Annotated in this window: 21 protein-coding genes and 1 pseudogene; 10 read left to right on the top strand and 12 right to left on the bottom strand. The window is 69.7% G+C overall.

All coding sequences use genetic code 11. The features are described from left to right. Nucleotides 1-144: 144 nt before the first annotated feature. On the bottom strand, nucleotides 145-3,183 hold the full coding sequence (uvrA, locus tag ACFVYN_RS32080; protein ID WP_390004945.1) for an excinuclease ABC subunit UvrA: 3,039 nt from the start codon (nucleotides 3,181-3,183) through the stop codon (nucleotides 145-147). 224 nt (nucleotides 3,184-3,407) lie between these two features. On the opposite strand from uvrA, the gene ACFVYN_RS32075 reads away from it, so the two are divergent. Both ACFVYN_RS32075 and ACFVYN_RS32070 read left to right on the top strand, forming a co-directional pair. Further along, nucleotides 3,408-4,094, top strand: coding sequence for a maleylpyruvate isomerase family mycothiol-dependent enzyme (locus ACFVYN_RS32075; RefSeq protein WP_390004943.1), 687 nt, complete (start codon nucleotides 3,408-3,410; stop codon nucleotides 4,092-4,094). Nucleotides 4,095-4,103: 9 nt separating this feature from the next. Then, entirely contained in the window at nucleotides 4,104-4,757 is a 654-nt protein-coding gene (locus ACFVYN_RS32070; protein ID WP_390004942.1) for an MBL fold metallo-hydrolase, read from the top strand. 511 nt (nucleotides 4,758-5,268) lie between these two features. On the opposite strand, the gene ACFVYN_RS32065 is transcribed toward ACFVYN_RS32070, so the two are convergent. Then, nucleotides 5,269-6,900: an MFS transporter gene (locus tag ACFVYN_RS32065; protein ID WP_390004940.1), complete on the bottom strand. Its 1,632-nt coding sequence runs from the start codon at nucleotides 6,898-6,900 to the stop codon at nucleotides 5,269-5,271. 94 nt (nucleotides 6,901-6,994) lie between these two features. Next, nucleotides 6,995-8,011, bottom strand: coding sequence for an NAD(P)/FAD-dependent oxidoreductase (locus ACFVYN_RS32060; RefSeq protein WP_390004949.1), 1,017 nt, complete (start codon nucleotides 8,009-8,011; stop codon nucleotides 6,995-6,997). Nucleotides 8,012-8,431: 420 nt separating this feature from the next. Between ACFVYN_RS32060 and ACFVYN_RS32055 the strand changes: the two genes are divergently transcribed. The 5 genes and pseudogenes from ACFVYN_RS32055 (at nucleotide 8,432) to ACFVYN_RS32035 (ending at nucleotide 12,185) form a co-directional block, all read left to right on the top strand. Further along, entirely contained in the window at nucleotides 8,432-9,055 is a 624-nt protein-coding gene (locus tag ACFVYN_RS32055) for a TetR/AcrR family transcriptional regulator (RefSeq protein ID WP_390004938.1), read from the top strand. 120 nt (nucleotides 9,056-9,175) lie between these two features. After that, a pseudogene (locus tag ACFVYN_RS32050) lies at nucleotides 9,176-9,364 on the top strand (MBL fold metallo-hydrolase); the annotation flags it as partial. A gap of 300 nt (nucleotides 9,365-9,664) precedes the next feature. Continuing rightward, on the top strand, nucleotides 9,665-10,549 hold the full coding sequence (locus tag ACFVYN_RS32045) for an ABC transporter substrate-binding protein (protein WP_390004936.1): 885 nt from the start codon (nucleotides 9,665-9,667) through the stop codon (nucleotides 10,547-10,549). Then, nucleotides 10,546-11,436 (top strand): amino acid ABC transporter permease, encoded by an 891-nt coding sequence (locus ACFVYN_RS32040; protein WP_390004934.1) that lies wholly within the window; start codon nucleotides 10,546-10,548, stop codon nucleotides 11,434-11,436. Before ACFVYN_RS32045 ends, ACFVYN_RS32040 begins: the two co-directional genes overlap by 4 nt. Then, a complete protein-coding gene (locus tag ACFVYN_RS32035; RefSeq protein WP_390004932.1) occupies nucleotides 11,433-12,185 on the top strand; it encodes an amino acid ABC transporter ATP-binding protein in 753 nt (250 codons plus the stop codon). The genes ACFVYN_RS32040 and ACFVYN_RS32035 overlap by 4 nt, the downstream gene beginning before the upstream one ends. Nucleotides 12,186-12,211: 26 nt before the next feature. On the opposite strand, the gene aroQ is transcribed toward ACFVYN_RS32035, so the two are convergent. After that, nucleotides 12,212-12,685 carry a type II 3-dehydroquinate dehydratase gene (aroQ, locus tag ACFVYN_RS32030; RefSeq protein ID WP_390004929.1) on the bottom strand — a complete coding sequence of 158 codons (474 nt, stop codon included), beginning with the start codon at nucleotides 12,683-12,685 and terminating at the stop codon, nucleotides 12,212-12,214. 84 nt (nucleotides 12,686-12,769) lie between these two features. On the opposite strand from aroQ, the gene ACFVYN_RS32025 reads away from it, so the two are divergent. After that, nucleotides 12,770-13,816, top strand: a complete 1,047-nt coding sequence (locus ACFVYN_RS32025) for a S66 peptidase family protein (protein ID WP_390004928.1) — start codon at nucleotides 12,770-12,772, stop codon at nucleotides 13,814-13,816. A gap of 29 nt (nucleotides 13,817-13,845) precedes the next feature. Here the strand turns inward: ACFVYN_RS32025 and ACFVYN_RS32020 are convergent, their stop codons facing one another. The 7 genes from ACFVYN_RS32020 to ACFVYN_RS31990 all read right to left on the bottom strand — a co-directional run bounded on the left by ACFVYN_RS32020 (nucleotide 13,846) and on the right by ACFVYN_RS31990 (nucleotide 22,587). After that, nucleotides 13,846-14,946 carry a calcium:proton antiporter gene (locus tag ACFVYN_RS32020; RefSeq protein WP_390004925.1) on the bottom strand — a complete coding sequence of 367 codons (1,101 nt, stop codon included), beginning with the start codon at nucleotides 14,944-14,946 and terminating at the stop codon, nucleotides 13,846-13,848. 45 nt (nucleotides 14,947-14,991) lie between these two features. Further along, nucleotides 14,992-15,294 carry a hypothetical protein gene (locus tag ACFVYN_RS32015; protein WP_390004923.1) on the bottom strand — a complete coding sequence of 101 codons (303 nt, stop codon included), beginning with the start codon at nucleotides 15,292-15,294 and terminating at the stop codon, nucleotides 14,992-14,994. Nucleotides 15,295-15,424: 130 nt separating this feature from the next. Next, nucleotides 15,425-16,426, bottom strand: a complete 1,002-nt coding sequence (locus ACFVYN_RS32010; RefSeq protein WP_390004920.1) for a TerC/Alx family metal homeostasis membrane protein — start codon at nucleotides 16,424-16,426, stop codon at nucleotides 15,425-15,427. Between the two features lie 225 nt (nucleotides 16,427-16,651). Continuing rightward, a complete protein-coding gene (locus tag ACFVYN_RS32005; protein WP_390004917.1) occupies nucleotides 16,652-18,745 on the bottom strand; it encodes a TerD family protein in 2,094 nt (697 codons plus the stop codon). A 51-nt stretch (nucleotides 18,746-18,796) separates the two neighbouring features. Further along, nucleotides 18,797-19,375 carry a TerD family protein gene (locus tag ACFVYN_RS32000; RefSeq protein ID WP_390004915.1) on the bottom strand — a complete coding sequence of 193 codons (579 nt, stop codon included), beginning with the start codon at nucleotides 19,373-19,375 and terminating at the stop codon, nucleotides 18,797-18,799. Between the two features lie 133 nt (nucleotides 19,376-19,508). Next, nucleotides 19,509-21,644, bottom strand: coding sequence for an excinuclease ABC subunit UvrB (gene uvrB, locus ACFVYN_RS31995; protein ID WP_390004912.1), 2,136 nt, complete (start codon nucleotides 21,642-21,644; stop codon nucleotides 19,509-19,511). Nucleotides 21,645-21,717: 73 nt separating this feature from the next. Beyond that, complete coding sequence (locus ACFVYN_RS31990) at nucleotides 21,718-22,587, bottom strand: MHYT domain-containing protein (protein WP_390004911.1); 870 nt, start codon at nucleotides 22,585-22,587, stop codon at nucleotides 21,718-21,720. A 280-nt stretch (nucleotides 22,588-22,867) separates the two neighbouring features. Between ACFVYN_RS31990 and ACFVYN_RS31985 the strand changes: the two genes are divergently transcribed. Continuing rightward, entirely contained in the window at nucleotides 22,868-23,737 is an 870-nt protein-coding gene (locus tag ACFVYN_RS31985) for a glycerophosphodiester phosphodiesterase (RefSeq protein WP_390004909.1), read from the top strand. Nucleotides 23,738-23,793: 56 nt separating this feature from the next. Continuing rightward, entirely contained in the window at nucleotides 23,794-24,348 is a 555-nt protein-coding gene (locus ACFVYN_RS31980; protein ID WP_390004907.1) for a methylated-DNA--[protein]-cysteine S-methyltransferase, read from the top strand. 88 nt (nucleotides 24,349-24,436) lie between these two features. On the opposite strand, the gene ACFVYN_RS31975 is transcribed toward ACFVYN_RS31980, so the two are convergent. Then, on the bottom strand, nucleotides 24,437-24,862 hold a 426-nt coding region (locus tag ACFVYN_RS31975), incomplete at its 5' end, for a VOC family protein (RefSeq protein ID WP_390004905.1).

Below are 24,862 nucleotides of genomic sequence, written 5' to 3'. Positions count from 1 at the left end.
GCGCTGGGCGAGGGGGGCGTGCTGGGGGTGGTGGGCGTGCGGGGCGAGCTGTAGCGGCGCGAGCGGGGCCCCGGGGGTGTACCCGCGGGGCACCGCTCGTCGCGTGACTGCTCCGGATGTGGTCGGCTCGCCGCCCCCGGAGTCTCAGGCTTTGCGGGCCCGGGTCGTCTTCTTGGCGGGCGTGGCCTTCTTGGTGGCTTCGGCGGCCTTCTTGGTCGCCGTCGTCCTGGCCGTCGCCGTCTTCGTCGTCGTGGACTTCGCGGCGACCGTCTTCTTCGCCGCGGCCGTCTTCCTGGCCGGTGCCTTCCGCGGGGCCTTCACCGCGTCCCCGTCGCTGATCCGGTCGGCGCCGAGGACGTCCCTGAGGAACTTGCCGGTGTGGCTGGCCGGGACTCCGGCGACCTCCTCCGGGGTGCCCTCGGCGACGACGAGTCCGCCGCCCGCGCCGCCCTCGGGGCCCATGTCGACGACCCAGTCGGCCGTCTTGATCACATCGAGGTTGTGCTCGATGACGATGACCGTGTTGCCCTTGTCGACCAGGCCGGACAGGACCTTCAGCAGCTTGCTGATGTCCTCGAAGTGCAGACCGGTGGTCGGCTCGTCCAGCACGTAGACCGTGCGGCCGGTGGACCGCTTCTGGAGCTCGCTGGCGAGCTTCACACGCTGGGCCTCTCCGCCGGACAGGGTGGTCGCGGCCTGGCCGAGACGGACGTAGCCGAGGCCGACGTCCTTGAGCGTGTTGAGGTGGCGGGCGATCGAGGGGACGGCCTCGAAGAACTCCGTGGCCTCCTCGATCGGCATGTTCAGGACGTCGGCGATGGACTTGCCCTTGTAGTGGACCTCCAGGGTCTCCCGGTTGTACCGGGCACCGTGGCAGACCTCGCACGGGACGTAGACGTCCGGGAGGAAGTTCATCTCGATCTTGATGGTGCCGTCGCCCGCGCAGTTCTCGCAGCGTCCGCCCTTGACGTTGAAGGAGAAGCGGCCGGGCATGTAGCCGCGGACCTTCGCCTCGGTGGTCTCGGCGAACAGCTTGCGGACGTGGTCGAAGACGCCGGTGTACGTCGCCGGGTTCGACCGCGGCGTGCGGCCGATGGGCGACTGGTCCACGTGCACGACCTTGTCGACGAGGTCGTCGCCGTCCACACGCGTGTGCCGGCCCGGGACGCTCCGCGCGCCGTTGAGCTCGCGCGCCAGGTGCGTGTACAGGATGTCGTTGACCAGGGTCGACTTGCCGGAGCCCGAGACGCCGGTGACCGCGGTGAACACGCCCAGCGGGAAGGACACGTCGATGTCCTGGAGGTTGTTCTCGCGGGCTCCGTGCACCGTGAGCTTCCGGGACGGGTCCAGGGGGCGGCGGATGTCGGGCAGCGGGATGGCCTTCTTGCCCGACAGGTACTGGCCCGTCTCCGACTCGGCGTTGACGAGAAGCTCCTTCAGGGAGCCGCTGTGCACGACCTTGCCGCCGTGCTCGCCCGCGCCGGGGCCGATGTCCACGATCCAGTCGGCGACCTTGATGGTGTCCTCGTCGTGCTCGACGACGATGAGCGTGTTGCCCATGTCGCGCAGCCGGACCAGGGTCTCGATCAGCCGGTGGTTGTCGCGCTGGTGCAGACCGATGGACGGCTCGTCGAGGACGTACAGGACGCCGACGAGTCCGGAGCCGATCTGGGTGGCCAGGCGGATGCGCTGGGCCTCGCCGCCGGAGAGGGTGCCGGCCGCGCGGTTCAGCGAGAGGTAGTCCAGGCCGACGTCGACCAGGAACTTCAGCCGCTCGTTGACCTCCTTCAGCACCCGCTCGGCGATCTTCTTGTCCCGGGCGCTGAGCTTCAGCTCACCCAGGAAGTCCGCGCAGTCGCTGATGGACATGCCGGAGACCTCGGCGATCGACTTGCCCATGACGGTGACCGCGAGGACGAGCGGCTTGAGGCGGGTGCCCTCACAGGTAGGACAGGGCACCTCGCGCATGTAGCCCTCGAAGCGCTCACGGCTGGCGTCGCTCTCGGACTCGCTGTGCCGCCGCTTGACGAAGGGGACGGCCCCTTCGAACGGGGTCGTGTAGACCCGCTCGCGGCCGTACCGGTTGCGGTAGCGGACCTCGATCTGGGTCTTGTGGCCGTACAGCAGGGCCTTCCTGGCGCGCTGCGGCAGTCCCGCGAACGGGATGTCCGTCCGGAACCCGAGCGCGTCCGCCAGCGCCCCGACCAGACGGCCGAAGTAGTCCTTGGTGTGGCCGTGCGACCAGGGGTGGATGGCGCCCTCGTCGAGGGACTTGTCCTCGTCCGGGACGATCAGCTCCGGGTCGACCTCCATGCGCGTGCCGATGCCGGAGCAGTCGGGGCAGGCACCGAAGGGCGAGTTGAAGGAGAAGGAGCGGGGCTCCAGCTCCTCGAAGGACAGGTCGTCGTACGTGCAGTACAGGTGCTCCGAGAACATCCGCTCGCGCTCGGGGTCGTCCGCGGGCAGGTCGACGAAGTCGAGCACGACCATGCCGCCGGACAGCCCGAGGGCGGTCTCCACCGAGTCGGTGAGACGGCGCTTGGCGGACTCCTTCACCGTGAGACGGTCGATGACCACCTCGATGGTGTGCTTCTCCTGCTTCTTCAGCGTGGGCGGGTTGGAGAGCTGGACGGTCTCGCCGTCCACGCGCGCACGGCTGTAACCCTTGGTCTGGAGATCGGCGAAGAGATCGACGAACTCTCCCTTGCGCTCCCGTACCAGCGGCGAGAGGACCTGGAAGCGGCTCCCCTCCGGCAGCTCCAGGACCTTGTCGACGATGGCCTGCGGCGACTGGCGCGAGATCGGGCGGCCGCACTCGGGGCAGTGCGGCTTGCCGATGCGCGCGAAGAGCAGGCGCAGGTAGTCGTAGACCTCGGTGATGGTGCCGACCGTCGAGCGCGGGTTGCGCGAGGTCGACTTCTGGTCGATGGAGACCGCGGGCGACAGGCCCTCGATGAAGTCGACGTCGGGCTTGTCCATCTGCCCGAGGAACTGGCGGGCGTACGAGGAGAGCGACTCCACATAGCGCCGCTGGCCCTCGGCGAAGATGGTGTCGAAGGCCAGGGAGGACTTGCCCGACCCGGACAGGCCCGTGAAGACGATGAGCGAGTCGCGAGGCAGGTCGAGCGAGACGTTCTTCAGGTTGTGCTCGCGCGCGCCACGGACGATGAGACGGTCGGCCACGCCGGTCCGCACCTTTCTTTGAGAGAAGTGACAGGGGCGGGGCCCCCGTGCTTCTTCAGACTAGGGGGAGCCACTGACAACGCCGGTCGGATTCCCGGATGCATAACAATCACCGGCCTTCCAGCATGCCCGACGCCGCATCCGACCATATAGCACGTGCATTCGATTTACGGCACAGCTTCACCACCTTCACCCAAAGGAGTGGCGGAGCTAGGGTCAGCAGCATGATTGATCACGCTCATGACCTGGAGTCTGTACGTGGTGCGACCGAGCGGCTGCTGACCGCAGCCGCCACGATGGACAACGCGGCCGTGACGCAGTCGTCACGGCTGCCGGGCTGGAGCCGCGGCCATGTCCTCGCGCACCTCTCCCGCAATGCCGACGCCCTGGTGAACGTTCTGCGCGGCCAGCCCATGTATTCCTCCGCCAAAGCGCGCGACGCCGACATCGAGCGCGACGCCCCGCGCCTCCTCGACGTCCAGCTCGCCGACCTCCGCGACAGCGCCGAGCGCTTCCAGGAGGCGGGAGCCGCACCGGCCGACTGGTCACGCACCGTCGAGCTCCGCAACGGGGTCACCGACTCGGCGTCCCGGGTGCCGTTCCGGCGGTGGGCCGAGGTGGAGCTGCACCATGTGGACCTCGGGATCGGGTACGAGCTGGAGGACCTCTCGGAGGAGTTCACGCAGCGCGAGATCAACTTCCTGACGGAGCGGTTCCGGGGCCACCCCGAGGTACCCGCGCTCTTGATCGAGGAGGACGACGGCCGCAGGATCCCGACGGGCGGCGCCGGGGAGCCCGCACTCGTCGTCACCGGCCGCCGGGCCGACCTGCTCGGCTGGCTCGCCGGCCGCCGCGACGGCTCGGCACTGACGGTTCACGGCGGCACCCTCCCCTCGCTGCCGCCGCTATAGGCTGCCGTCATGACGTACAGCGGACAGGTGACGGTCGGCGGGCCCGCCGACGTGCACGAGCTCAAGGACCTGATGATCACCAAGATCGCGGTCGGCCCGATGGACAACAACGCCTATCTGCTGCGCTGCCGGGCCACCGACGAGCAACTGCTGATCGACGCCGCCAACGACGCGGACACCCTGCTGGGCACGATCGGTGACGACGGCATCGCGTCCGTCGTCACCACCCATCAGCACGGTGACCACTGGCAGGCACTCGCAGCGGTCGTCGCGGCCACACGCGCGCGTACGTACGCCGGGCGGGCCGACGCCGACGGCATCCCCGTCCCCACCGACGTGCTGGTCGACGACGGTGACGTCATCCGCGTGGGCCACGTCGAGTTGACCGCGCGCCACCTGGTCGGCCACACGCCCGGCTCGATCGCCCTCGTCTACGACGACCCGCACGGGCATCCCCATGTGTTCACCGGGGACTGTCTGTTCCCGGGCGGTCCCGGTCGGACAACACGTCCGGAAGAGTTCAACTCCCTGATGGGCGGCCTGGAGACCAAGCTCTTCGACGTCCTGCCCGACGAGACGTGGATCTACCCCGGCCACGGCAACGACACCACCATCGGCACGGAGCGGCCCCACCTCGCGGAGTGGCGCGCACGAGGCTGGTAACCGTCCAACGCCGACCGCCCCTGTTTCGAAACCGAAGCGGGGGCGGTCGCGCGTTCAGGCCCGTTCCGCGCTCGGGAGGGTCATACCCCACGGACGGTGGCCTCCAGAGCACCGTCACCGACGCCGGCAGCAGTGACCGCCATGATCAGGGGGACTGCTGCATGGGCTGCGGTCTGCCGGGCCGGGTTCACCTGGCAGGCAGCGGAACCTCCCACTTCTCCGCAATCCATCCCTTCGGCTCCCAGCCGTACTACGGGCTCGAAACACCCGCACGCAGCTGGAGGCCGCGCTCAAGCGGGCTGCGACCGCCGCTGTCACCTCACCGCCCTTGGCCTTCGGGCCAAGGGCGGTGAGGTGTTCCAGCAGAGGATCCGCGTGACCGTGGACCGTGGACCACGCCCGCGCTCTGCGCGTCTCGCGCCGCCGGGCTCCTGCCCGCCGCGCCTGGCGGGCGATCCGGCGGAGGCGGTGCCCGTCGCTCCGGCGATCCGGTGGACGCCCCGTCGGCGATCTAGCGGGTCGACCCGGTGTGCTCCCGCACAGTGGCCGCCTCGCTAGCCGTCGTCCCGGCCCCCGGCTCGGCGCTCTTCTTCGCGAAGCCGCGCCGGCCAGGCAGGACCGCGAGAACGATCAGTGTTCCGGCGGCCATGATGATCCCGCCGATGAGGCTGGTCTGGGCGACTCCGTGGGCGAAGGCCTGGTGCACGGCGTCCACGGCGGCCTGGGCCTGCTGGGGCCCGGCGGAGGGATCCTGCGCGACCCGCTCCGCGACGGCCAGGCCCGCGCCGACCGAGTCCTTGGCGGTCTCCATCGCCTCCGCCGGGAGCCGGTTGCCCACCAGGTCGGTCAGCTCGTCCCGGTAGGCCGTGCCCAGCAGCGAGCCCAGCACCGCGATGCCCAGCGCCCCGCCCAGCTCCAACGCGGTGTCGTTGACCCCGCCGCCGACGCCCAGCTCGGACTCGGGGAAGGAGCCCATGATCGTGTCGGTCGCCGGGGAGATGGCCAGTCCGAGCGCGAGGCCCAGCATCATCAGCGGCGCCAGGAAGTCCCCGTACGTCGACCCCTTGTCGATCTGGGTGAGCAGGAACATGCCCGCCGTGCCGACGGCCATGCCGGTCACGGCCATCACCCTCACCCCCAGCTTCGGGGCGAGGACCCCGGTCACCGCGGACCCGAGGAACACCGCACCGCCCAGCGGCAGCAGCCGTACACCCGTGTCCAGGGCGCCGTAGCCGAGGACGAACTGCAGGAACTGCGTCGAGTAGTAGATCACGGCGAACATGCCGAAGAAGAAGAACATCACCGCGAGCATCGAGCCGGTGAAGGGCCGCAGCGCGAACTTTCGGACGTCCAGCATCGGGTGCGGGAGCCGCAGCTCCCAGGCGACGAAGGCGGCCAGACCGACACCGGCGACCACGGCGGCGGTGACGGGGCCGGCGCCCCAGCCGGAGTGCGGGCCCTCGATGGCGGCGTAGATCAGGGAGCCGACGGTGACGATCGACAGCAGACCACCGACGTAGTCGATCCGGCCCATGCCCTCCGCCTTGGACGGCGGTACCAGAGCGAGCGCGCCGAACACGGCGAGGACGGCGATCGGCACGTTGATCAGGAAGGTCGAGCCCCAGGCGTGGTCTTCAAGCAGCCAGCCGGAGACCAGCGGGCCGACGGCTACCGCCACCCCGGAGGTCGCGGCCCAGGCGGTGATGGCCTTGGCCCGCTCGCTCCGGGGGAAGGTCGCGACCACCAGGGACAGCGTGGCCGGCATCACGACCGCGGCACCGACACCCATGATCGCGCGGGCCGCGATGACCAGCGAGGTCTCGTCGACCATGCTCCCCATCACCGAACCGCCGGCGAAGATCAGCAGACCCAGCACCAGCGCGCCGCGCCGGCTGTACTTGTCGCCGATCGCGCCCAGCACCAGCATCAGCGCCGCGTACGGAACGGTGTAGGAGTCGACGACCCACTGCAGATCACTGCTGCTCAGGCCCAGGTCGGTGGTCATGTCGGGGGCGGCGACGATCAGCGACGTGTTCGCCATCACTGTGATCAGCAGGCTCAGGCACAGCACGAGCAGCGCCCACCAGCGCCGCGCGTACGGCCCGGTCATTTTCTCCACGGGGGTGTTCGCCAGGAAGGGCATCAGTAGCTCCTGAGAGGGACGGGGCGGACGAGCGGAATCACTTGATTGCCCGTGAGGTGAGTGGGTGACGGGCTGAGATCTCAGGGCTTCGAGATCATCGTGTTGCCGCTTCGGGGCTTCCCTCGGCGATCCCCTGGAGGGCCGCGTCGGTGTCCGCGGTGGCCAGCATCCTGTTGATGTCGGCGCCGGCCAGTGCGCCGGCCGCTGCGGAGGCCCCGACCTGGGCGACCAGATCGGTGGCGTTGCCGGCCACCCACACACCCGGCACCTCGGTGGTGCCGGCCGTGCCGGAGGCGAAGCCGCGGCCCGTCGGCAGGTCCTGCACCGGCAGGCCCAGACCTTCCAGGCCCTGGGTGCGGGCCTGCATCGGCGAGGCGACCGCAACGACGCGGCGGGCCACGACCTGGCCGTCGGCCAGGCGCACCCCGGCGAGGGCACCGTCCTCGTCGTTGACGACCTCGGTGACCGGGGTGTCGATGACGCGGATGCCGCGGGCGGCGAAGCGGGCGCGGCTGTCCTCGTCCAGGTCGGTGCCGTGGGTGAAGTAGGTCAGGTCCTCGGTCAGCTGGCGGAACAAGAACGCGTGGCCGATGGAGGCCGGGCCGGTGGCGAGGATGCCGATGGGCTCATCGCGTACCTCCCAGCCGTGGCAGTACGGGCAGTTCACCACACTGTGCCCCCAGTGCTCGGCGAGCCCGGGCACCTCCGGCAGCACATCCGTGAGGCCGGTGGCCACCAGGATGCGGCGGGCGGTGATGCTGCGGCCGTCGGCCAGGGTGACGGTGAACCGCAGGTCCCCGTCCGCCGACGGGGCGGCGGACTCGGCCGAGACCACCTCGCCGAACAGGATGCGGCCGCCGTACTGGCGCACCTGCTCCCGGCCCCGTCGAAGGATCTCGGACGGCGGGGTACCGTCCAGGGCGAGGAGACCGTGCACGGCCTGCGCGGGCGCGTTGCGCGGGGAGCCGCTGTCGATCACGACGACCGAGCGGCGGGAGCGGGCGAGGATCAGTGCACCGTTCAGCCCCGCGGCGCCCCCGCCGATCACCACCGCGTCGACGGTCCCCTCGGCCAGTGCGTCGCTCGCGTACGAAGGAGTCGCCACAGCCATGGCCTCCTGGCTTTCCTTGTCAGTCATGGTTGGGTCAGCCCTTCGAGTTCTGGGTGGTTGGAGGAGGGTCAGCTGTTCAGAAAACCGAGGATGTGGTCGGCGACCGTCTTGGGCTGTTCGAGGTGCAGGAAGTGCCCCGCGCCGAGGACAGCCCGACGTTCGTGATGTACAGATCCAGTCCGGCGATGAAACTCGCCGTCGCCAGGATCGCGAGGATCCAGACCGGGCCTTGCAGGCCTGGAAGGCGTCGCAACGCCGGGCGGCGCGGAGGAGTTCAAAGGCATGGGTTGCCCTCAATCGCGCCAGGCGTGCACGCAGCCTGTCCGGGGAGCCCAGGACCGTTGTGTACTGAACAGTCAGAAACCTAGGCGGTTCTGTACTGAGTTGTCAAATATGCTGGGTCGGCTTTACCTTCGATGTATGGCGAGACCACGAAGCTTCGACCCCGACCACGTCCTCCATGCCGCCGAGCGGCAGTTCCGCGCCTCGGGCTACAACGGCACGAGCGTCGACGACATCAGTGCCGCCACCGGCCTGGGCCGCGGCAGCCTCTATGCCGCGTTCGACGGCAAGCACGGCGTGCTGATGCAGGCGATGGCCAGCTACTTCGCCCGGCTGGGGCAGGGTCCGCGGAAGATGCTCGACGGACCGGACGAGGGCGCCCTGGAACGACTGCACGCCTACTTGCTCCGCGCCGTCAACGGGGTGCCACTCGCCCCCGACGTACCCCCCGCTCCCGACCGGACGGCGGCGGCCTGCTTCGCCGCCAAGATGGCCCTGGAGATCGGCGCCTCCGACCCCGAGGTGAAACGCCTGGCCAACGACTGCTTCTCCGTAGTCCGGACGGCGGTCGCCGAGTGTGTGCGAGCGGCCCAGCGCAACGGCGACATCGACCCCGACGCGGATCCCGACGACCTTGCGTACCTTCTGTTGACCATCATCCGCGGGACCGATGTCGTAGGCGCGTACGGCCACAGCCCCGACCGCCTGACCTCGATTGCGGAGAGCGCGTTCGCCTTGCTGCCTCGCCCGCGCCACCGCTGAGAAGAGCACAGTCGGCCTCATTGCACAGGCATCTGATGCTGTCGGCCCACTTCGACGCCTCGGAGGCACGGCCCGTAGGTTTACGCGCCGCCATGACCTCGCGTGTTGGCGCCTGCCGTGGTGTTCCCGGGAGGCGTGGGCAACACCCGCAAGGATCCCGAGGCGTTCGCCAGCCTGATCCACGACGTCGAGACGAAGATCTTCGACGTGCTGCCGGACGAGACCTGGGTGTACCCGGGACACGGGAACGACACCACGTTGGGGGCCGAGCGGCCGCAGTTGCCGGAGTGGCGCGCACGGGGGTGGTGAACCCAGGGGCATGCGCCCCGCGCATGCCCCTTCACACGCGCCCCGTGTGAACTCTTCGCACACGCCGGTGTCACGCACGCGCTCCCGGCGCACTTCGTTGCGCAGTCAACTGGGAGCAGCCCCGCACAGGAAGACGGCTCCTGCGCGGTACGGGCCGCCGGTCTTTCATCCCCGCCCTCGGCCGGCGGCCCGGCAACCTGTCTGAAAACAGTTCACGAAAATGCAACACCCGTTCCCAATATGCGGACAATTGCCGTCGTGACCTCGACAAACGGGACAGTGGACTGTCACTCTCCCGCCATGCACTCTGCCCCCCGCGTACTGCGCAGCGCCGTCGCCGCGGCCTCCATAGCCCTGCTCGCCACCGCCGTCGGCTGTGCACCGCAGCCCGACGACAACGCCGGCGCCAAGGCCTCGGGGTCGACCGGAGCCACTTGCGCCGCGGGCAAGCTGGCCACCAAGACCTCCGGCAAGCTGACGATCGCGACCGACGAGCCGGCGTACGAGCCGTGGTTCAAGGACGGCAAGCCCGCGAACGGCGAGGGCTTCGAGTCGGCGGTCGCGTACGCCGTGGCGAAGCAGCTCGGCTATGAGAAGAACGCCGTCGTCTGGCAGAGCGTCCCCTTCAACAAGGCCTTCGCGCCCGGGGAGAAGACCTTCGACTTCGACATCAACCAGGTGTCGATCAGCGCCGAGCGCAAGAAGGCCGTGGACTTCTCCTCCGGCTACTACGACGTGCGCCAGGCCGTCATCGCGCTCAAGGGCACCAAGGCCGCCAAGGCGACGAGCATCGCGGACCTGAAGGGCCTCAAGCTGGGCGCCCAGGTCGGCACGACGAGTCTCGACTACATCGAGAACGTGGTGAAGCCGACGCGGCAGGCCGCCGCGTACGCCAAGAACGACCAGGCGAAGTCCGCCCTGGAGAACAAGCAGGTGGACGCCATCGTCGTCGACCTGCCCACGGCCTTCTACATCACCGCGGCCGAGGTGACCGACGGCACGATCGTCGGGCAGTTCGAGAACCAGGGCGGCACGCCGGAGCAGTTCGGGCTCGTGCTGGACAAGGGCAGCGCCCTCACCTCCTGCGTGAGCGGCGCCGTGGACGCCCTGCGCAAGGACGGCACGCTCGCCAAGCTGGAGCAGGAGTGGCTGTCGGACGCCGTTGACGCACCGGTGCTCAAGTGACGCTCACGAAGGACGAGGCCGGTCAGGAAGGCGCCGGCGGCTCCTACACGCCGTCGCAGCGGCGGATCGAGCGGGAGCGCCTCAAGCGCACCCGCGCCCGTCGCGCGACGGCGATCGCCGCGGTCTCGACGCTGGTCACCGCCGTCGTCCTGTACCTGGTCGTCGTCAACGCGCCCGGCTGGCCGCGCACCAAGGAGACGTTCTTCAGCGGGCAGTACGCGCGCGAGGCGTTCCCCAAGGTCCTCGAAGGGCTGTGGCTGAACGTCCGGCTGCTGCTGATCTGCGGTGTCGCCGTACTGGTGCTCGGCATGCTGATCGCCATCGCCCGCACGCTGCGTGGCCCGGTGTTCTTCCCGCTGCGCTTCCTGGCCGCCGCCTATACGGACTTCTTCCGCGGGCTTCCGCTCATCATCAACCTCATGATCGTCGTCCTGGGCGTCCCGGCGCTGCGGCTCCAGGGGGTCACGGTCGACCCGGTGCTGCTCGGCGGCACGGCCCTCACGCTGACGTATTCGGCGTACGTGGCCGAGGTGTTCCGCGCCGGCATCGAGTCCGTGCACCCCTCACAGCGCGCCGCGGCCCGTTCGCTCGGGCTCTCCAACCGGCAGGCCCTGCGGTACGTGGTGCTGCCGCAGGCGGTGCGCCGCCAGGTGCCGCCCCTGCTGAACGACCTGGTGTCCCTCCAGAAGGACACCGGCCTGGTGTCGATCGGCGGCGCGATCGACGCCGTACGGGCCGCCGACATCATCGTCGGCCGGAGCCTCAACTACACGCCGTACATCGTCGCGGGCCTCGTGTTCGTGGCGCTGACCATCCCGATGACCCGCTTCACGGACTGGGTGACGGCACGGATGGACCGTCAGCGGGCCCAGGGAGGTACCACATGAGCGACGCACCGGTGCTGCGGATGGAGTCCGTCCGCAAGACCTTCGGCGACTCGGTCGTGCTGCGGGACGTCGATCTGGAGGTCGCCCCGCACACGGTGACCGCGCTGATCGGTGCCTCCGGCTCCGGCAAGTCGACCCTGCTGCGCTGCGCCAACCTCCTGGAGGAGATCGACGACGGCGCCATCTGGCTGGACGGCGAGGAGATCACCGATCCGCGCGCCGACCAGGACGCGGTACGGCGCCGTATCGGCGTGGTGTTCCAGGCGTACAACCTCTTCCCGCACATGACGGTGCTGGAGAACATCACGCTGGCTCCGCGCCGGGTCCACGGGGTGGCCCGCGCGGAGGCCGAGGCGCACGCCCGTGAGCTCCTGGAGCGGCTCGGCCTTGCCGGCAAGGCCGGCGAGTACCCGGACCGGCTCAGCGGTGGTCAGCAGCAGCGGGTGGCGATCGTGCGGGCCCTCGCTGTACGTCCCCGCCTGCTCCTGCTCGACGAGATCACCGCGGCCCTCGACCCGGAGCTGGTGGGCGAGGTCCTGAACGTCGTGCGTGACCTGAAGGGCGACGGGATGACCATGATGCTGGCCACGCACGAGATGGGCTTCGCGCGCGAGGTCGCCGACCAGGTGTGTTTTCTGGACTCGGGTGTGGTTCTCGAGCGCGGGACCGCCGCCCAGATCTTCGGTGACCCGCAGCAGGAGCGCACACAGCGCTTCCTGCGGCGGATCGTGGAGGCGGGGCGGTTGTAAGGACCGCGCGCCCAGGACATCGGTCCTTACACCTCGGCCCGTGCTGGCCCCGCCAGCGCCGCGACCCGCTCCACGCCGAACACATACCCCTGCACACCGCAGCCGGCGATGACCCCGTCCGCCCGCAGCGAGACGTAGGAGTGGTGCCGGAAGGACTCGCGCTTATGGATGTTGGAGATGTGCACCTCCAAGACCGGCAGCCCGTCACAGGTGTTGAGCGCGTCCAGGATCGCGACCGAGGTGTGCGAGTAGGCGCCGGGGTTGATGACGATCCCGCAGTGGTTCAGCCGCGCCTCGTGGATCCAGTCGACCAGCTCGCCCTCGTGGTTGGACTGCCGGAAGTCCACCGTGCCGCCGTGCGCGGCCGCCGCCTTGGCGCACAGTGCCTCGACGTCGGCGAGGGTGTCCTTGCCGTAGATCTCCGGCTGACGCTGGCCCAGCAGGTTCAGGTTGGGGCCGTTGAGTACCATGATCGGGGCGTTGGCCAGGGTGCGGGGCACGGTTCCTCCGGTCGGTGAGGGCGGGCTGCTCGGACCCGGTTTATCACGGTGCGCCGCGCGCGGTGCCGTCCGTACCCTCCGGGCATGACGACGATCTCGTACCCGCCCAAGCCCGTACCCGGCGACCGTATAGCCGTCATCTCCCCCGGCGCGGGCCTGCCGGCGCTCTTTCCGCGCCCCTACGAGCTGGGGCTTGAGAGGCTCCGCAAGGAGTACGGGCTGGAACCGGTCGAGTATCCGTCGACCCGCAGGATGGGCTCGACGCCCCAGGAGCGCGCCGACGACGTCCATGCCGCGTTCGCCGACCCGAGCGTCAAGGCGGTCATGGCGTCCATCGGCGGTGACGACCAGATCACCGTACTGCCGTACCTGGACCGGGAGTTGATCCGGGCGAACCCGAAGCCGTTCTTCGGGATGAGCGACAACACCAATCTGCTCGCCTACCTGTACAACACCGGCATCGTCGGTTACCACGGGGCGACCGTGATGACCGCGCTCGGGCGGCCGGTGGCCATGAGCGCGCCGACCGCCGACTCCCTGCGGGCGGCCCTGTTCACCTCCGGCGCGTACGAACTCGCGCCCGCCGCCCGCTGGCGGGACGTGGACCGCGACTGGGCGGACCCCGCCGCCTTCGACTCCGAACCGGACACCCGCCCCGGCAACGGCTGGGCCTGGGTGAACGCCGACCGGGTGGTGGAGGGCCGGACCTGGGGCGGCTGTCTGGAGATCGTGGGCTGGCTGCTGATGGCCGACCGCGAGATCGCCCACGACCCGAGCACGTACGACGGCGGAGTGCTGCTCCTGGAGACCTCGGAGGACATGCCGAGCGATGTCGAGGTCTTCCGCACCCTTCGGAACATGGGTGAGCGCGGGCTCCTCCAGCGCTTCTCCGCGCTGCTGTGGGGCCGCCCCAAGACGTGGTCCTTCGAGCGCCCCAACGGCCCGGAGGAGGCGGATCGTTACGCCGCCGACCAGCGCGAGGCCGTGATGAGGGCCATGCGCACCTACGCTCCCCACACCACCATCGTCTTCGACGTGGACTACGGCCACACTGATCCGCAGCTCGTCATCCCCTACGGCGGTCTCGTCCGCGTCGACGGTCCCGCGCGGCGCATCACCGTCACGTACTGATCACGCCGAGCGTGCTGCGGACCGACCCGTTACGGGTTGACCGCCAGTTCCAGGTAGGCGGCGAACACCACCAGGTGGACGCCGCCCTGGAGCGGTGTGGCCCGTCCCGGAACCACCGTCAGGGAGCTCACCACCACCGTCAGGGCCAGCAGCACCATGTGGGTGGAGCCGAGGCCGAGGACGAGCGGGCCGGAGAGCCAGACGGACGCGAGGGCGACCGCGGGGATGGTCAGGCCGATGCTGGCCATGGCGGAGCCGAGGGCGAGGTTGAGGCTGGTCTGCACGCGGTCACGGCGGGCGGAGCGCAGGGCGGCGATGGTTTCGGGGAGCAGCACCAGCAAAGCGATGATCACGCCGACGGCGGCATGCGGAAGGCCGGCCTTGGCCACCCCGGACTCGATGGTCGGCGAGACGCCCTTGGCCAGACCGACCACTCCGATCAGGGCCAGACCCAGCAGGCCCAGACTGACGAGTGCGGCCCGGGCGGTGGGCGCGTCGGCGTGGTCCTCGGAGGTGATCACCTCGCCCTGACGGGTGATCGGGAGGAAGTAGTCGCGGTGCCGTACGGTCTGGGTCGCCACGAACAGGCCGTAAAGGATCAGTGAGGACAGCGCGGCGAAGGTCAGCTGGGTGGTGGAGAACTCCGGACCGGGCTTGCTCGTGGTGAACGTCGGCAGCACCAGGCTCAGCGTGGCCAGGGTCGCGACCGTGGCGAGGGCGGCGCCGGTGCCCTCGGGATTGAAGACCGCGGTGCCGTGGCGCAGTGAGGCCACGAGGAGGCTGATGCCGACGATGCCGTTGCAGGTGATCATCACGGCCGCGAAGACCGTGTCCCTGGCCAGGGTCGAACTCTTGTCGCCGCCGTCCGCCATCAGGGTGACGATCAGGGCCACCTCGATGATCGTGACGGCGACGGCGAGGACGAGCGAGCCGAACGGTTCGCCGACCCGGTGGGCGACCACCTCGGCGTGGTGCACGGCGGCCAGCACGGCCCCGGCCAGCACCAGGGTCACGAGCGCGACGACCCCCGCCGGCAGAGCGCGGCCCCAGGTGAACCCCAGCAGGACGACCGCGAGCACCGGCACGACGGACCTCCAGCTCGTGGTGAGCGACCTGAGCCGAGCGATCATGCTGCGATCGTCGCAGAGGCCGCGCGGCACGGCACTACTGCGGGGCTACTTGATTTCACCGGACTCCAGGACGTCGCAGTTGGTGTAGACGCGCTCGCCGATGCTCAGCGCTCCCACCTGCTCGGCGAGTTTGGTCGTCTCCGGGTCGTCGCTGTTGCGCATGGCCTCGTCGTACGAGTTGAACTCGAGCACCGCCAGATAGTGGTTGGGCTTGTCCCGGTCCTTCAGGAGCATGCTGTGGGTCGGGCCGCCCGTCCGGCCCGCGTTGCGCTGCCCGGCCTCCTGCAGCACCTGCCGCATCTCCTCCAGGCGCTCGGTCTCGAAGCCGATGATCTGCACGAACGTCATGGGTGTCTCCAGCCGGCCACGGTGCCCCCGGGCCGGGGGACGCTCACTGGAACCAAACAAGCACCGGGAGCGGTACCCGGCAATTCGCCGCACTCCGCTCCCGGTGGTGGTCTTCCTGCGTCGGCCGTGGTCAGGCCTCGATGCTGTCCTTCGGAGCGCTTTCACCCTCGGCCTGCGCCGCCTCGGCCGCCGCCTGCTTCCTGGTGGCCATCAGACTGGTGATCGTGGTGACGATCAGGACCCCGCAGATCACGCCCAGCGAGACCGGGATGCTGATCTCGGGGACGTGGACCCCCGACTCGTGCAGGGCGTGCAGCACCAGCTTGACGCCGATGAAGCCCAGGATGATCGACAGGCCGTAGCTGAGGTGGACCAGCTTCTTCAGCAGGCCGCCGATGAGGAAGTACAGCTGGCGCAGCCCCATCAGGGCGAACGCGTTGGCCGTGAAGACGATGTACGGGTCCTGGGTCAGGCCGAAGATCGCGGGGATCGAGTCGAGCGCGAAGAGCACGTCGGTGGAGCCGATCGCGAGCATCACGACGAGCATCGGGGTCATGACCCGCTTGCCGTTCTCCACGATCCACAGTTTGGTGCCGTGGTAGCGGTCGGCCACGCCGAACCTGCGCTCGACGGCCTTGAGCAGCTTGTTCTCCTCGAACTCCTCTTCCTCCTCGTCCGCCCGGGCCTCCTGGATGAGCTTCCAGGCGGTCCAGATGAGGAAGGCGCCGAAGATGTAGAACACCCAGGCGAAGCTGGCGATGATCGCGGCCCCGGCGGCGATGAAGATCGCGCGCAGCACCAGCGCTATGAGGACACCCACGAGAAGCACCCGCTGCTGGTACTGCGAGGGCACCGCGAACTTCGCCATGATCAGGACGAAGACGAAGAGGTTGTCCACGCTCAGGGACTTCTCGGTGATGAAGCCCGCGAAGAACTCTCCGCCGGCCTGACCACCGCCGAAGACGAGCAGACCGAGCCCGAAGAGGCCGGCCAGGGCGATCCAGACAACCGTCCAGATGCCCGCTTCCTTCAGAGACACGTCGTGCGGCTTGCGCCCGATGAAGAAGTCGACCGCGATGAGGGCGGCGAGGCCCACGATCGTCAGGACCCACAGGGTCATGGAAACGTCCACAGTTCCTCCGGCAATACGTAACGGCAAGTAACCAGCGTCGTCGCGCTGCCGGAGGTCTCTTCCACCCACGGTGGGCCGACGCCCCGGGATCAGGCCTGATCCGTATTGACGGGTACGCCGCAGTCGACAGGGAGTACTCCCCTCCGTGCCACCAACCGTACCCAATCACCAAGGAAAGGTAAAGCGATTGGCAAAAGAAAGGTCAAAATCCCTGATGGGGGTTCTTTATGAGTGCTTGGTACGGGCCTCCGCCACCTGGTTCAGGACCTGCTGGAGCACCTGGCTGCCGGGCGGGACGAGCGCGGGCTCGTAGGTCCAGGCATGGCCGACCCACGGGTCGGCGAGGTGGTCGTCGGGCACCGGGGTCAGCCGCATGAGCGAGCGCCACAGGGGGTCGAGGAGGGGGCCGTAGGCGGAGGCCTCCTCACGGTCCGCGACCATCATCAGATGGACACCGACGGACGGGCCCTCGTCCGCGAGGTAGCGCAGCTGGGTCACGGCCCGGTCGTCGAAGCCGTGCGGGAAGTCGTTGACGATCAGGAGCTGTTCGGAGGTGTCGAGGCCGGGCGGGAGGGAGTCGGCCGCGCCGCCGCGCACCGCCATCTGCACGAGGTCGACGCGCTCCGTGAGACGGGCCAGGACGTCCGCCACGCCGGCCGCGCCGACGGCGGGCGGGGCCGCGAGCACGCCGGTCCACGCCAGGGGCGCGAGCGCCTGCGCCCCCGAGCCGGCCGGGTCGATCACGTGCAGGGTGTAGTCCCCGGCCGGGTGCACGGCGAGAAGCCGGGCCGCGAGCGCCACGGCCGTGTCCATGGCCAGGCGGTGCAGTTCATGGGACTCGAGGAACGAGCCGTCGAGGGATCCGGCGGCCCCGCTGTCGATCCACAGGCCGCGCTCCAGCGGCAGCCTGACCAGCATCGGGATGCGCAGCTCGGCGCACTCGGGCAGATGCAGGTCGCCCAGACGCACGGCCATGGGCACCTCGAACGGCACCCGGTAGCCGTGCCAGACGGGGTTGTCCCAGCGGGCGTACGCCGGTGGCAGGGCGGGTTCGACGACCTCGGACTCGGCCGTGAGCTGGCCGAGGTCGCGGTCGTACGCCGCGCGGGCCTGTTCGACGAGCTGGGAGTACTTGGCGTGGGCGGCTTCACGTGCGGCCTCGCCCTGTCCGCCGATCCGGCTGCGCGGGTCGGCGAGAGCCGCGTCCAGTTCCTTCTCCATGCGGGAGTCGGCGAAGTCGACGGCACTGCGGTACGCGGCCGTGGAGCGGGCCAGGTCCTCGAACATGCCCCACACCTGGTTGTAGAGCCGCTCCTCCATGGACCAGCCGGTGGCGTCTCCGGCGACGGGCCGAGCGGGCTGCCCCGGCTGGGCGGGGGGCGCGGCGGGCGGAGGCGGCGGGGCGGTGTTCTGCCGTCGGGGGTGGCTGTAGTCGATGGGACCGCCGACGGTGGGGTGCTGGGCGGCGGTGTCCGTGGGCCCCTGGGCGTATCCGGGCTGCGATGCGCCGGCCACCGGGGCGTTCTGCGTGCCGTAGGGAGAGGCGGGCTGTGGTGTACCGGAGGCCGGACCACCCTGCGGAGACATCGGCTGCGGTGGGGTACCGGGTGGCTGGGTGCCGTACGGCGACGGCGGCTGCTGTTGCGGTACGGCACCGGGGGCGCCCTGGGCCGCAGGCGAGCCCTGGTCCGAACCCGGAGTCGGTGTGGCCGTCTGCCGGGAGCGGTCGCCGTCCGCCGTGAGCGGCGGTGACATCGGCACCGCGCGGGACAGGCCCCGGGCCACCGCCTCGTGGATGTCGTGGGCGAGCTGCCGGGCCTGGGGAAGGCCCTGGTCGGCGAGGAGTTCGGGAAGGCCGCCCGCATAGCCCTGCCCCACGGCGCGTACCTTCCAGGCGCCCTGGCGGCGGTAGAGCTCCAGCGCGACGACCGCGGACTCGGCGTCCAGGCCGGTGATGGTGTAGCCGGCGAGCTCGGTGCCGTCCAGGCCCGTGACCGCGACGAAGGGGGCGGGGACGGCGCCGAAGCGCACGGGGCCGCCCGCCGCGGGCAGCGCGAGCAGCACATGGACCCGGTGGACGGCCTCGGGCATCGCGCCGAGATCGACCGCGAGGCGGTGTTCGGCGGCCGCCTGCCGGGAGACCTCCAGACCCGGCAGGGTGGGCGCGCCCGGGTGGACGACCCACTCCACGCCGTGCACTGTGCCGTGCTCGTCGCCGAGCGTGGCTCCGGCCACGACCGGCGTGCCGGCCGTGATCCGGATCTCGAGTCGGGCCTGGGAGAGCGGGTGGTTCTGCCCCCGCACCAGCTCGGCCGTCATCGCCTTCTCCCCCTGTGTCGTGGTGTCGGTCGATGCCGCTCGGTGGGCCGGCTACAGGTGCGGCAGGATCGCCGGCATCAGGTCCTGGAAGGTCCGGCCGTTGGCCGGGGTGCCGAGGGCCGTCATCGTCCAGCCCGGGCCCGTCCGGTGCACCTTCGCCATGATCTGGGCGGTGTAGGAGCCGCCGCCGGCGAGGGTGTAGCGGGCCAGCTCCTGGCCGTTGGTCTCGTCGACCAGGCGGCAGAAGGCGTCCTGCACCTCCTGGAAGGTCTGGCCCGTGAAGGAGTTCACGGTGAAGACGATCTGGTCGACGTGGACCGGGACGCGGGCCAGGTCGACGAGGATCGCCTCGTCGTCCCCGCCCTGCCCGACGCCACCGACGAGGTTGTCACCGGTGTGCTTGACCGAGCCGTCGTCGCTCACCAGATGGCGGAAGAAGACGACGTCGACGGGCTGCTTGTCCGCGAACAGGACGGCGGAGGCGTCGAGGTCGATCTCCCGCGTGCGCGAGCCGAACAGGCCGCGCCGGGGAGCCGCCTGCCAGCCGAGGCCCATGCGCACCGCGGTCAGGCTGCCTCCGTCGCCCTTCTGCAGACTGATGGCCTGACCCTTGGTCATGTTGACGGTCACGCGCCGAACCCCTCTCGCTGCTGTCCCCTGTTGCCGCGGCCACCGCGGTTGTTCCGAACCCTACGCACGGCCACTGACGGTGACGCACCCCGAAGCGCACTTTGTGTCGGTCTTGCAACACAGCGCGATGCGGTCAGGCCAGGCCAGCCTCCTTCATCTGGCGGAGCTCCTTCTTCATCTCGGAGACCTCGTCGCGCAGCCGGGCCGCGATCTCGAACTGGAGGTCGGCGGCGGCGGCACGCATGCGTGCCGTCATCTCTTCGATCTGGCCGGCGAGTTCGGCCGCGGGGCGGTCGGTCGGGACGGTCTCCTTGGCCTTGCCCCTGGCGGCCTTGGTCCCGGCCGCCTTGCCGCCGAGGGCGGGCACGGGCGCCTTGGCTGCCTTGCCGTCCTTGCCCTTGCGGTAGCCGGAGCCGAGCAGCTGCTCGGTGTCCACGTCCTCGCGGGCGATCTGCGCGACGATGTCGTTGATCTTCTTGCGCAGCGGCTGGGGGTCGATGCCCCGCTCCTTGTTGTACGCGACCTGCTTCTCCCGGCGGCGGTTGGTCTCGTCGATGGCCTTCTCCATCGCCGGGGTGATCTTGTCGGCGTACATGTGGACCTGGCCGGAGACATTGCGCGCGGCACGGCCGATGGTCTGGATAAGGGAGGTTCCGGAGCGCAGGAAGCCCTCCTTGTCGGCGTCGAGGATGGCCACCAGGGACACCTCGGGCAGGTCGAGGCCCTCCCTCAGGAGGTTGATGCCGACCAGGACGTCGAACTCCCCGGAGCGCAGCTCGCGCAGCAGCTCCACGCGGCGCAGGGTGTCGACGTCGCTGTGCAGATAGCGGACCTGGATGCCGAGCTCCAGGAAGTAGTCGGTGAGGTCCTCGGCCATCTTCTTGGTGAGCGTGGTGACCAGGACGCGCTCGTCCTTCTCGGTGCGGGTGCGGATCTCGTGCACCAGGTCGTCGATCTGGCCCTCGGTGGGCTTGACGACGACCTCGGGGTCGATCAGGCCGGTGGGGCGGATGATCTGCTCGACGACGCCGTCCCCGCGTGAGAGCTCGTACTTGCCGGGCGTCGCCGACAGGTAGACGGTCTGGCCGATGCGCTCCGTGAACTCCTCCCACTTCAGGGGGCGGTTGTCCAGAGCCGACGGGAGGCGGAATCCGTGGTCGACGAGGGTGCGCTTGCGGGAGGCGTCGCCCTCGTACATCGCGCCGATCTGGGGCACGGTCACGTGCGACTCGTCGATGACGAGCAGGAAGTCGTCCGGGAAGTAGTCCAGCAGGGTGTTCGGCGGGGAGCCGGGCAGACGGCCGTCGAAGTGCATCGAGTAGTTCTCCACACCGGAGCAGGAGCCGATCTGGCGGAGCATCTCGAGGTCGTAGGTGGTGCGCATCCGCAGGCGCTGGGCCTCCAGGAGCTTGCCCTGCTTCTCCAGCTCGGCCAGGCGCTCCCCGAGTTCCTTCTCGATGTCGTTGACGGCCCGCTCCATGCGCTCGGGCCCTGCGACGTAGTGGGAGGCCGGGAAGACGTACAGGTGCTCGTCGTCGCTGATGATCTCGCCGGTGAGCGGGTGGAGCGTCGAGAGGGCCTCGATCTCGTCGCCGAACATCTCGATGCGGACGGCGAGCTCCTCGTAGACCGGGAAGATCTCGATGGTGTCGCCGCGGACCCGGAAGGTGCCTCGTGAGAAGGCAAGATCGTTGCGGGTGTACTGGATGTCCACGAAACGGCGCAGCAGCTGGTCGCGGTCGATTTCGTCGCCGACCCTGAGGGGGACCATGCGGTCGACGTACTCCTGGGGGGTACCGAGGCCGTAGATGCAGGAGACGGAGGCGACCACGACGACGTCGCGGCGGGTGAGCAGCGAGTTGGTCGAGGAGTGGCGCAGGCGCTCGACCTCCTCGTTGATCGAGGAGTCCTTCTCGATGTAGGTGTCCGACTGCGGGACGTAGGCCTCGGGCTGGTAGTAGTCGTAGTACGAGACGAAGTACTCGACGGCGTTGTTCGGCAGGAGCTCGCGGAACTCGTTCGCCAGCTGGGCGGCCAGCGTCTTGTTCGGGGCCATCACGAGGGTGGGGCGCTGGAGCTTCTCGATCAGCCACGCGGTGGTGGCGGACTTTCCGGTGCCGGTCGCGCCGAGCAGGACGACGTCCTTCTCACCTGCCTCGATGCGCTTGGCCAGCTCGGCGATCGCCGCCGGCTGGTCGCCGCTGGGCTGGTAGGAGCTGACGACCTCGAAAGGCGCCACCGTACGTTCGATGTGGGAAACGGGCCGCATGGAGTCCACGGTACGACTCCCCACTGACAACGCGGCCCGGTCAGGGGTTCCGGGCGCTCGCGGGCCCGCTGGATCAGCGGTTCTGCGGGGTGCGGGAGTCGTGGTAGGTCACGTCCCGGTGGGGGCGGAGCGTAGGGCGCCGGGCGGGCGGGTGGTGGACGAGTTCGCGGGCGGGCACGCCGGGCTTGTGCTCGGCGGGCGACCAGACGGGCTTGCCCATGACCATCAGCGGATCGAACATCACGACGACACCCGCGAGCAGCAGGAAGGACAGCGGGCCGACCATCATCGGCGCGAGCAGGGTGGCGGGCGAGTCACCGGAGACGGGGGCGGACGTGCCGTGCAGATGGACGCTGAGGGCGGCCATGCCGGTGTAGTGCATGCCCGTGACGGCGAGGCCCATGATCAGGCTCGCGCCCACGCTCCACAGGAATCCCCTGACCTGGCCGGCGGCCCACAGCGCGGCGGTGGCGGCGACGACGGCTATGACCACGGAGATCGCGACGGTGACCGTGTTGTACTCCAGCTGCCCGTTCAGGCGCATGCCGGCCATGCCCAGGTAGTGCATCGAGGCGATGCCCAGGCCGGTGACGGCACCGCCGGTCATCAGGGGTGTTCCGGTCGCGCCCCGGTAGCCGACGATGAAGACCCCGATGCCCACCATGACGATGGCGACGCCCAGGCTCGCGAAGGTGACGGCCCTGTCGTAGTGGATCGGCGCCTCCCGGACCTTGAACCCCATCATCGCGACGAAGTGCATGGTCCAGATCCCGGAGCCGATCGCCGCCGAGCCGAGGGCCAGCCAGCCGGGACGCCAGGACCGGCTGACCAGCATGGATCTGGTGGTGCAGCGCAGGCCGAGGGCACCGCCGAGGCAGGCCATGAGGTAGGCCACCAGCGGTGTGACGAGTCCGTAGCTGAATCCGTCGACCGTGCCTTGCATGCGCGGCTGCCCTTCCGCCCTCTTACGTCCCGGAATTCCCTGAAATGTGCCCCTTCCCAGCACCGCGCGAGCGGTCAGGGTCGAGGCAGAGAGTATGACCGCCACCGGAATGGTCGAACGATTTTCCGGCAAAGAAACACGCCCTTGCCCCAGTTGTGCGGCACCAGTGAGCGGACTTGGGACACGCCCATTCAGGATGTGACCATTCTGCACCCCGGTGCCGTTGACCCGGTGCTGTCACAGTCGTGCTGTACGTGATCGCTCGACGCGAGGAGTACGTATGCACGCGCGCGCCGTGACCGCCCTGACCACCGCGCTCCTGGGGACCGTCGCCCTCCTGCTTCCCGCAACCGACGTCCGGGCCGTCGAGGACGGCACGCCACCCGTGGTCATCGCCCACCGGGCCGGCTCCGCCTACGCTCCCGAGAACACCCTGGCCGCCGTCGACAGGGCCGCCCGGCTGGGCGCCGTCTGGGTCGAGAACGACGTCCAGCGCACCAGGGACGGCGAACTCGTCGTCCTTCACGACGACAGCCTGGCGCGCACCACCGACGTGGAGCAGGTCTTCCCCGGCCGGGCGCCCTGGAAGGTGAAGGACTTCACCGCCGCCGAGATCGCGCGGCTCGACGCGGGCAGCTGGTTCGGCGCCGCCTACGCGGGCGTGCGCGTACCGACGCTGAAGCAGTATGTGCGCCGCGTCGATCTTCACCACCAGAAGCTGCTCCTCGAACTCAAGAACCCGGAGCTGTATCCCGGCATTGAGCGGGAGACCCTCAAGCTCCTCGGCAACGAGGGATGGCTCGACCGGGCGCACCGGAGCCGGCTGATCGTGCAGAGCTTCAGCGCGGACAGTCTGCGGACGGTCCACGATCTCGAGCCCGCTGTGAAGACCGGTTTCCTCGGCACGCCGTCCGTGGCGCACCTGCACGCGTACGCGGTCTTCGCCGACCAGATCAACCCGTCGTACACCTCCGTCTCCGGGGCCTATGTCTCCGCGGTCCACGCCTTCACCGGCCCGCACGACAAGCCGCTGGAGGTCTTCACCTGGACCGTCGACACCGCGGACGCCGCGCGCCGGGTCGCCGGGTACGGCGTCGACGGCGTCATCACCGACAAGCCGGACCTGGTGCGGGACGTGCTGCGCGAGTAGCGAGCCGTTCGCGCAGGTCACCGGGTGTTGTCAGTGGCGGCTCGTACGGTGGTCGCATGAACAGCCATGGGCAGGACGAGCAGCGGATCGTGTGGACCGTCGTCGGCACCGGCATCGGCCCGCTGCTGCTGGCCGCGACCGGCGAGGGTCTGGTCAACGTGGTCTTCCACGCCACCGACGCGGTCCGCGACAAGGCACTGGAGCGGCTCGCGTCCCGGCTGGGCACCGAGCCCGTCGAGGCGCCCGGCTCTCCGTTGCTCGCCGAGGCGATACGCCAGGTCGAGGCGTACTTCGCGGGCGAGCGGCACGACTTCGAGCTGCCCCTGGACTGGTCGCTGATCTCGGGATTCAACCGGCAGGTGTTGCGCGAGCTGGCATCCGGCGTGCGCTTCGGCCAGGTCGTCGGCTACGGCGATCTGGCCGGGCGGGTCGGCCAGCCGGGTGCCGCGCAGGCCGTGGGGGTGGCCATGGGCTCCAATCCGCTGCCGGTCGTCGTGCCCTGCCACCGGGTCGTCGAGAGCCACGGCGGCATCGGCGGGTTCGGCGGCGGTCTGGAGACCAAGCGGAAGCTGCTCGCGCTGGAGGGCGTGCTCCCGGAGCCGCTGTTCTGAGTCGATCCTGTCCGGCGCCGAGAGGGTGCGAGTCGTGCTGTCTGCAGCGCTGGACGGTGCGTTGGGCATCCCGGGCCCGGCTGTGCGGTCAGTCGTAGTGGCGTGCCTCGAACACGTTCCCGTCCGGGTCGCGGAAGTAGAAGCTGCGCCGGGCCATTCCGCGGGCGCCGAAGGAGTCGTGGGAGACGTCCGAGACGGGCACGGAGCGTTCCTCGAGGCGGGCGCGGAGTGTCTCGAAATCGTCGGCGCGCAGGGCCAGGCAGACATGATTGACGGGGTGTCCCGCGCTTTCGGCAGCGCCCGGGACCATTTTCATGCCGTCCGCCAGGGTGAGCGGCATGAGGTCGAAGATGGTCTCCTCGTTGAGCCGTACGGAGGGGAAGGACACCGCCCCCGCGGCGAAGTCGGTGAGCCTCTCGGGCTCCATGCCCAGGGTCTTCTCGTAGAAGTCGGCCGATGCCACCGGGTCGCGCACCCAGAGGACGACATGGTCGAGACGCATCGAGTTGTCCGT

Origin of the sequence: Streptomyces sp. NPDC058307 (genome assembly GCF_042880295.1) — a bacterium.
Classification (GTDB): Bacteria; Actinomycetota; Actinomycetes; order Streptomycetales; family Streptomycetaceae; genus Streptomyces.
This window is presented reverse-complemented; position numbering and strand designations above follow the sequence as displayed.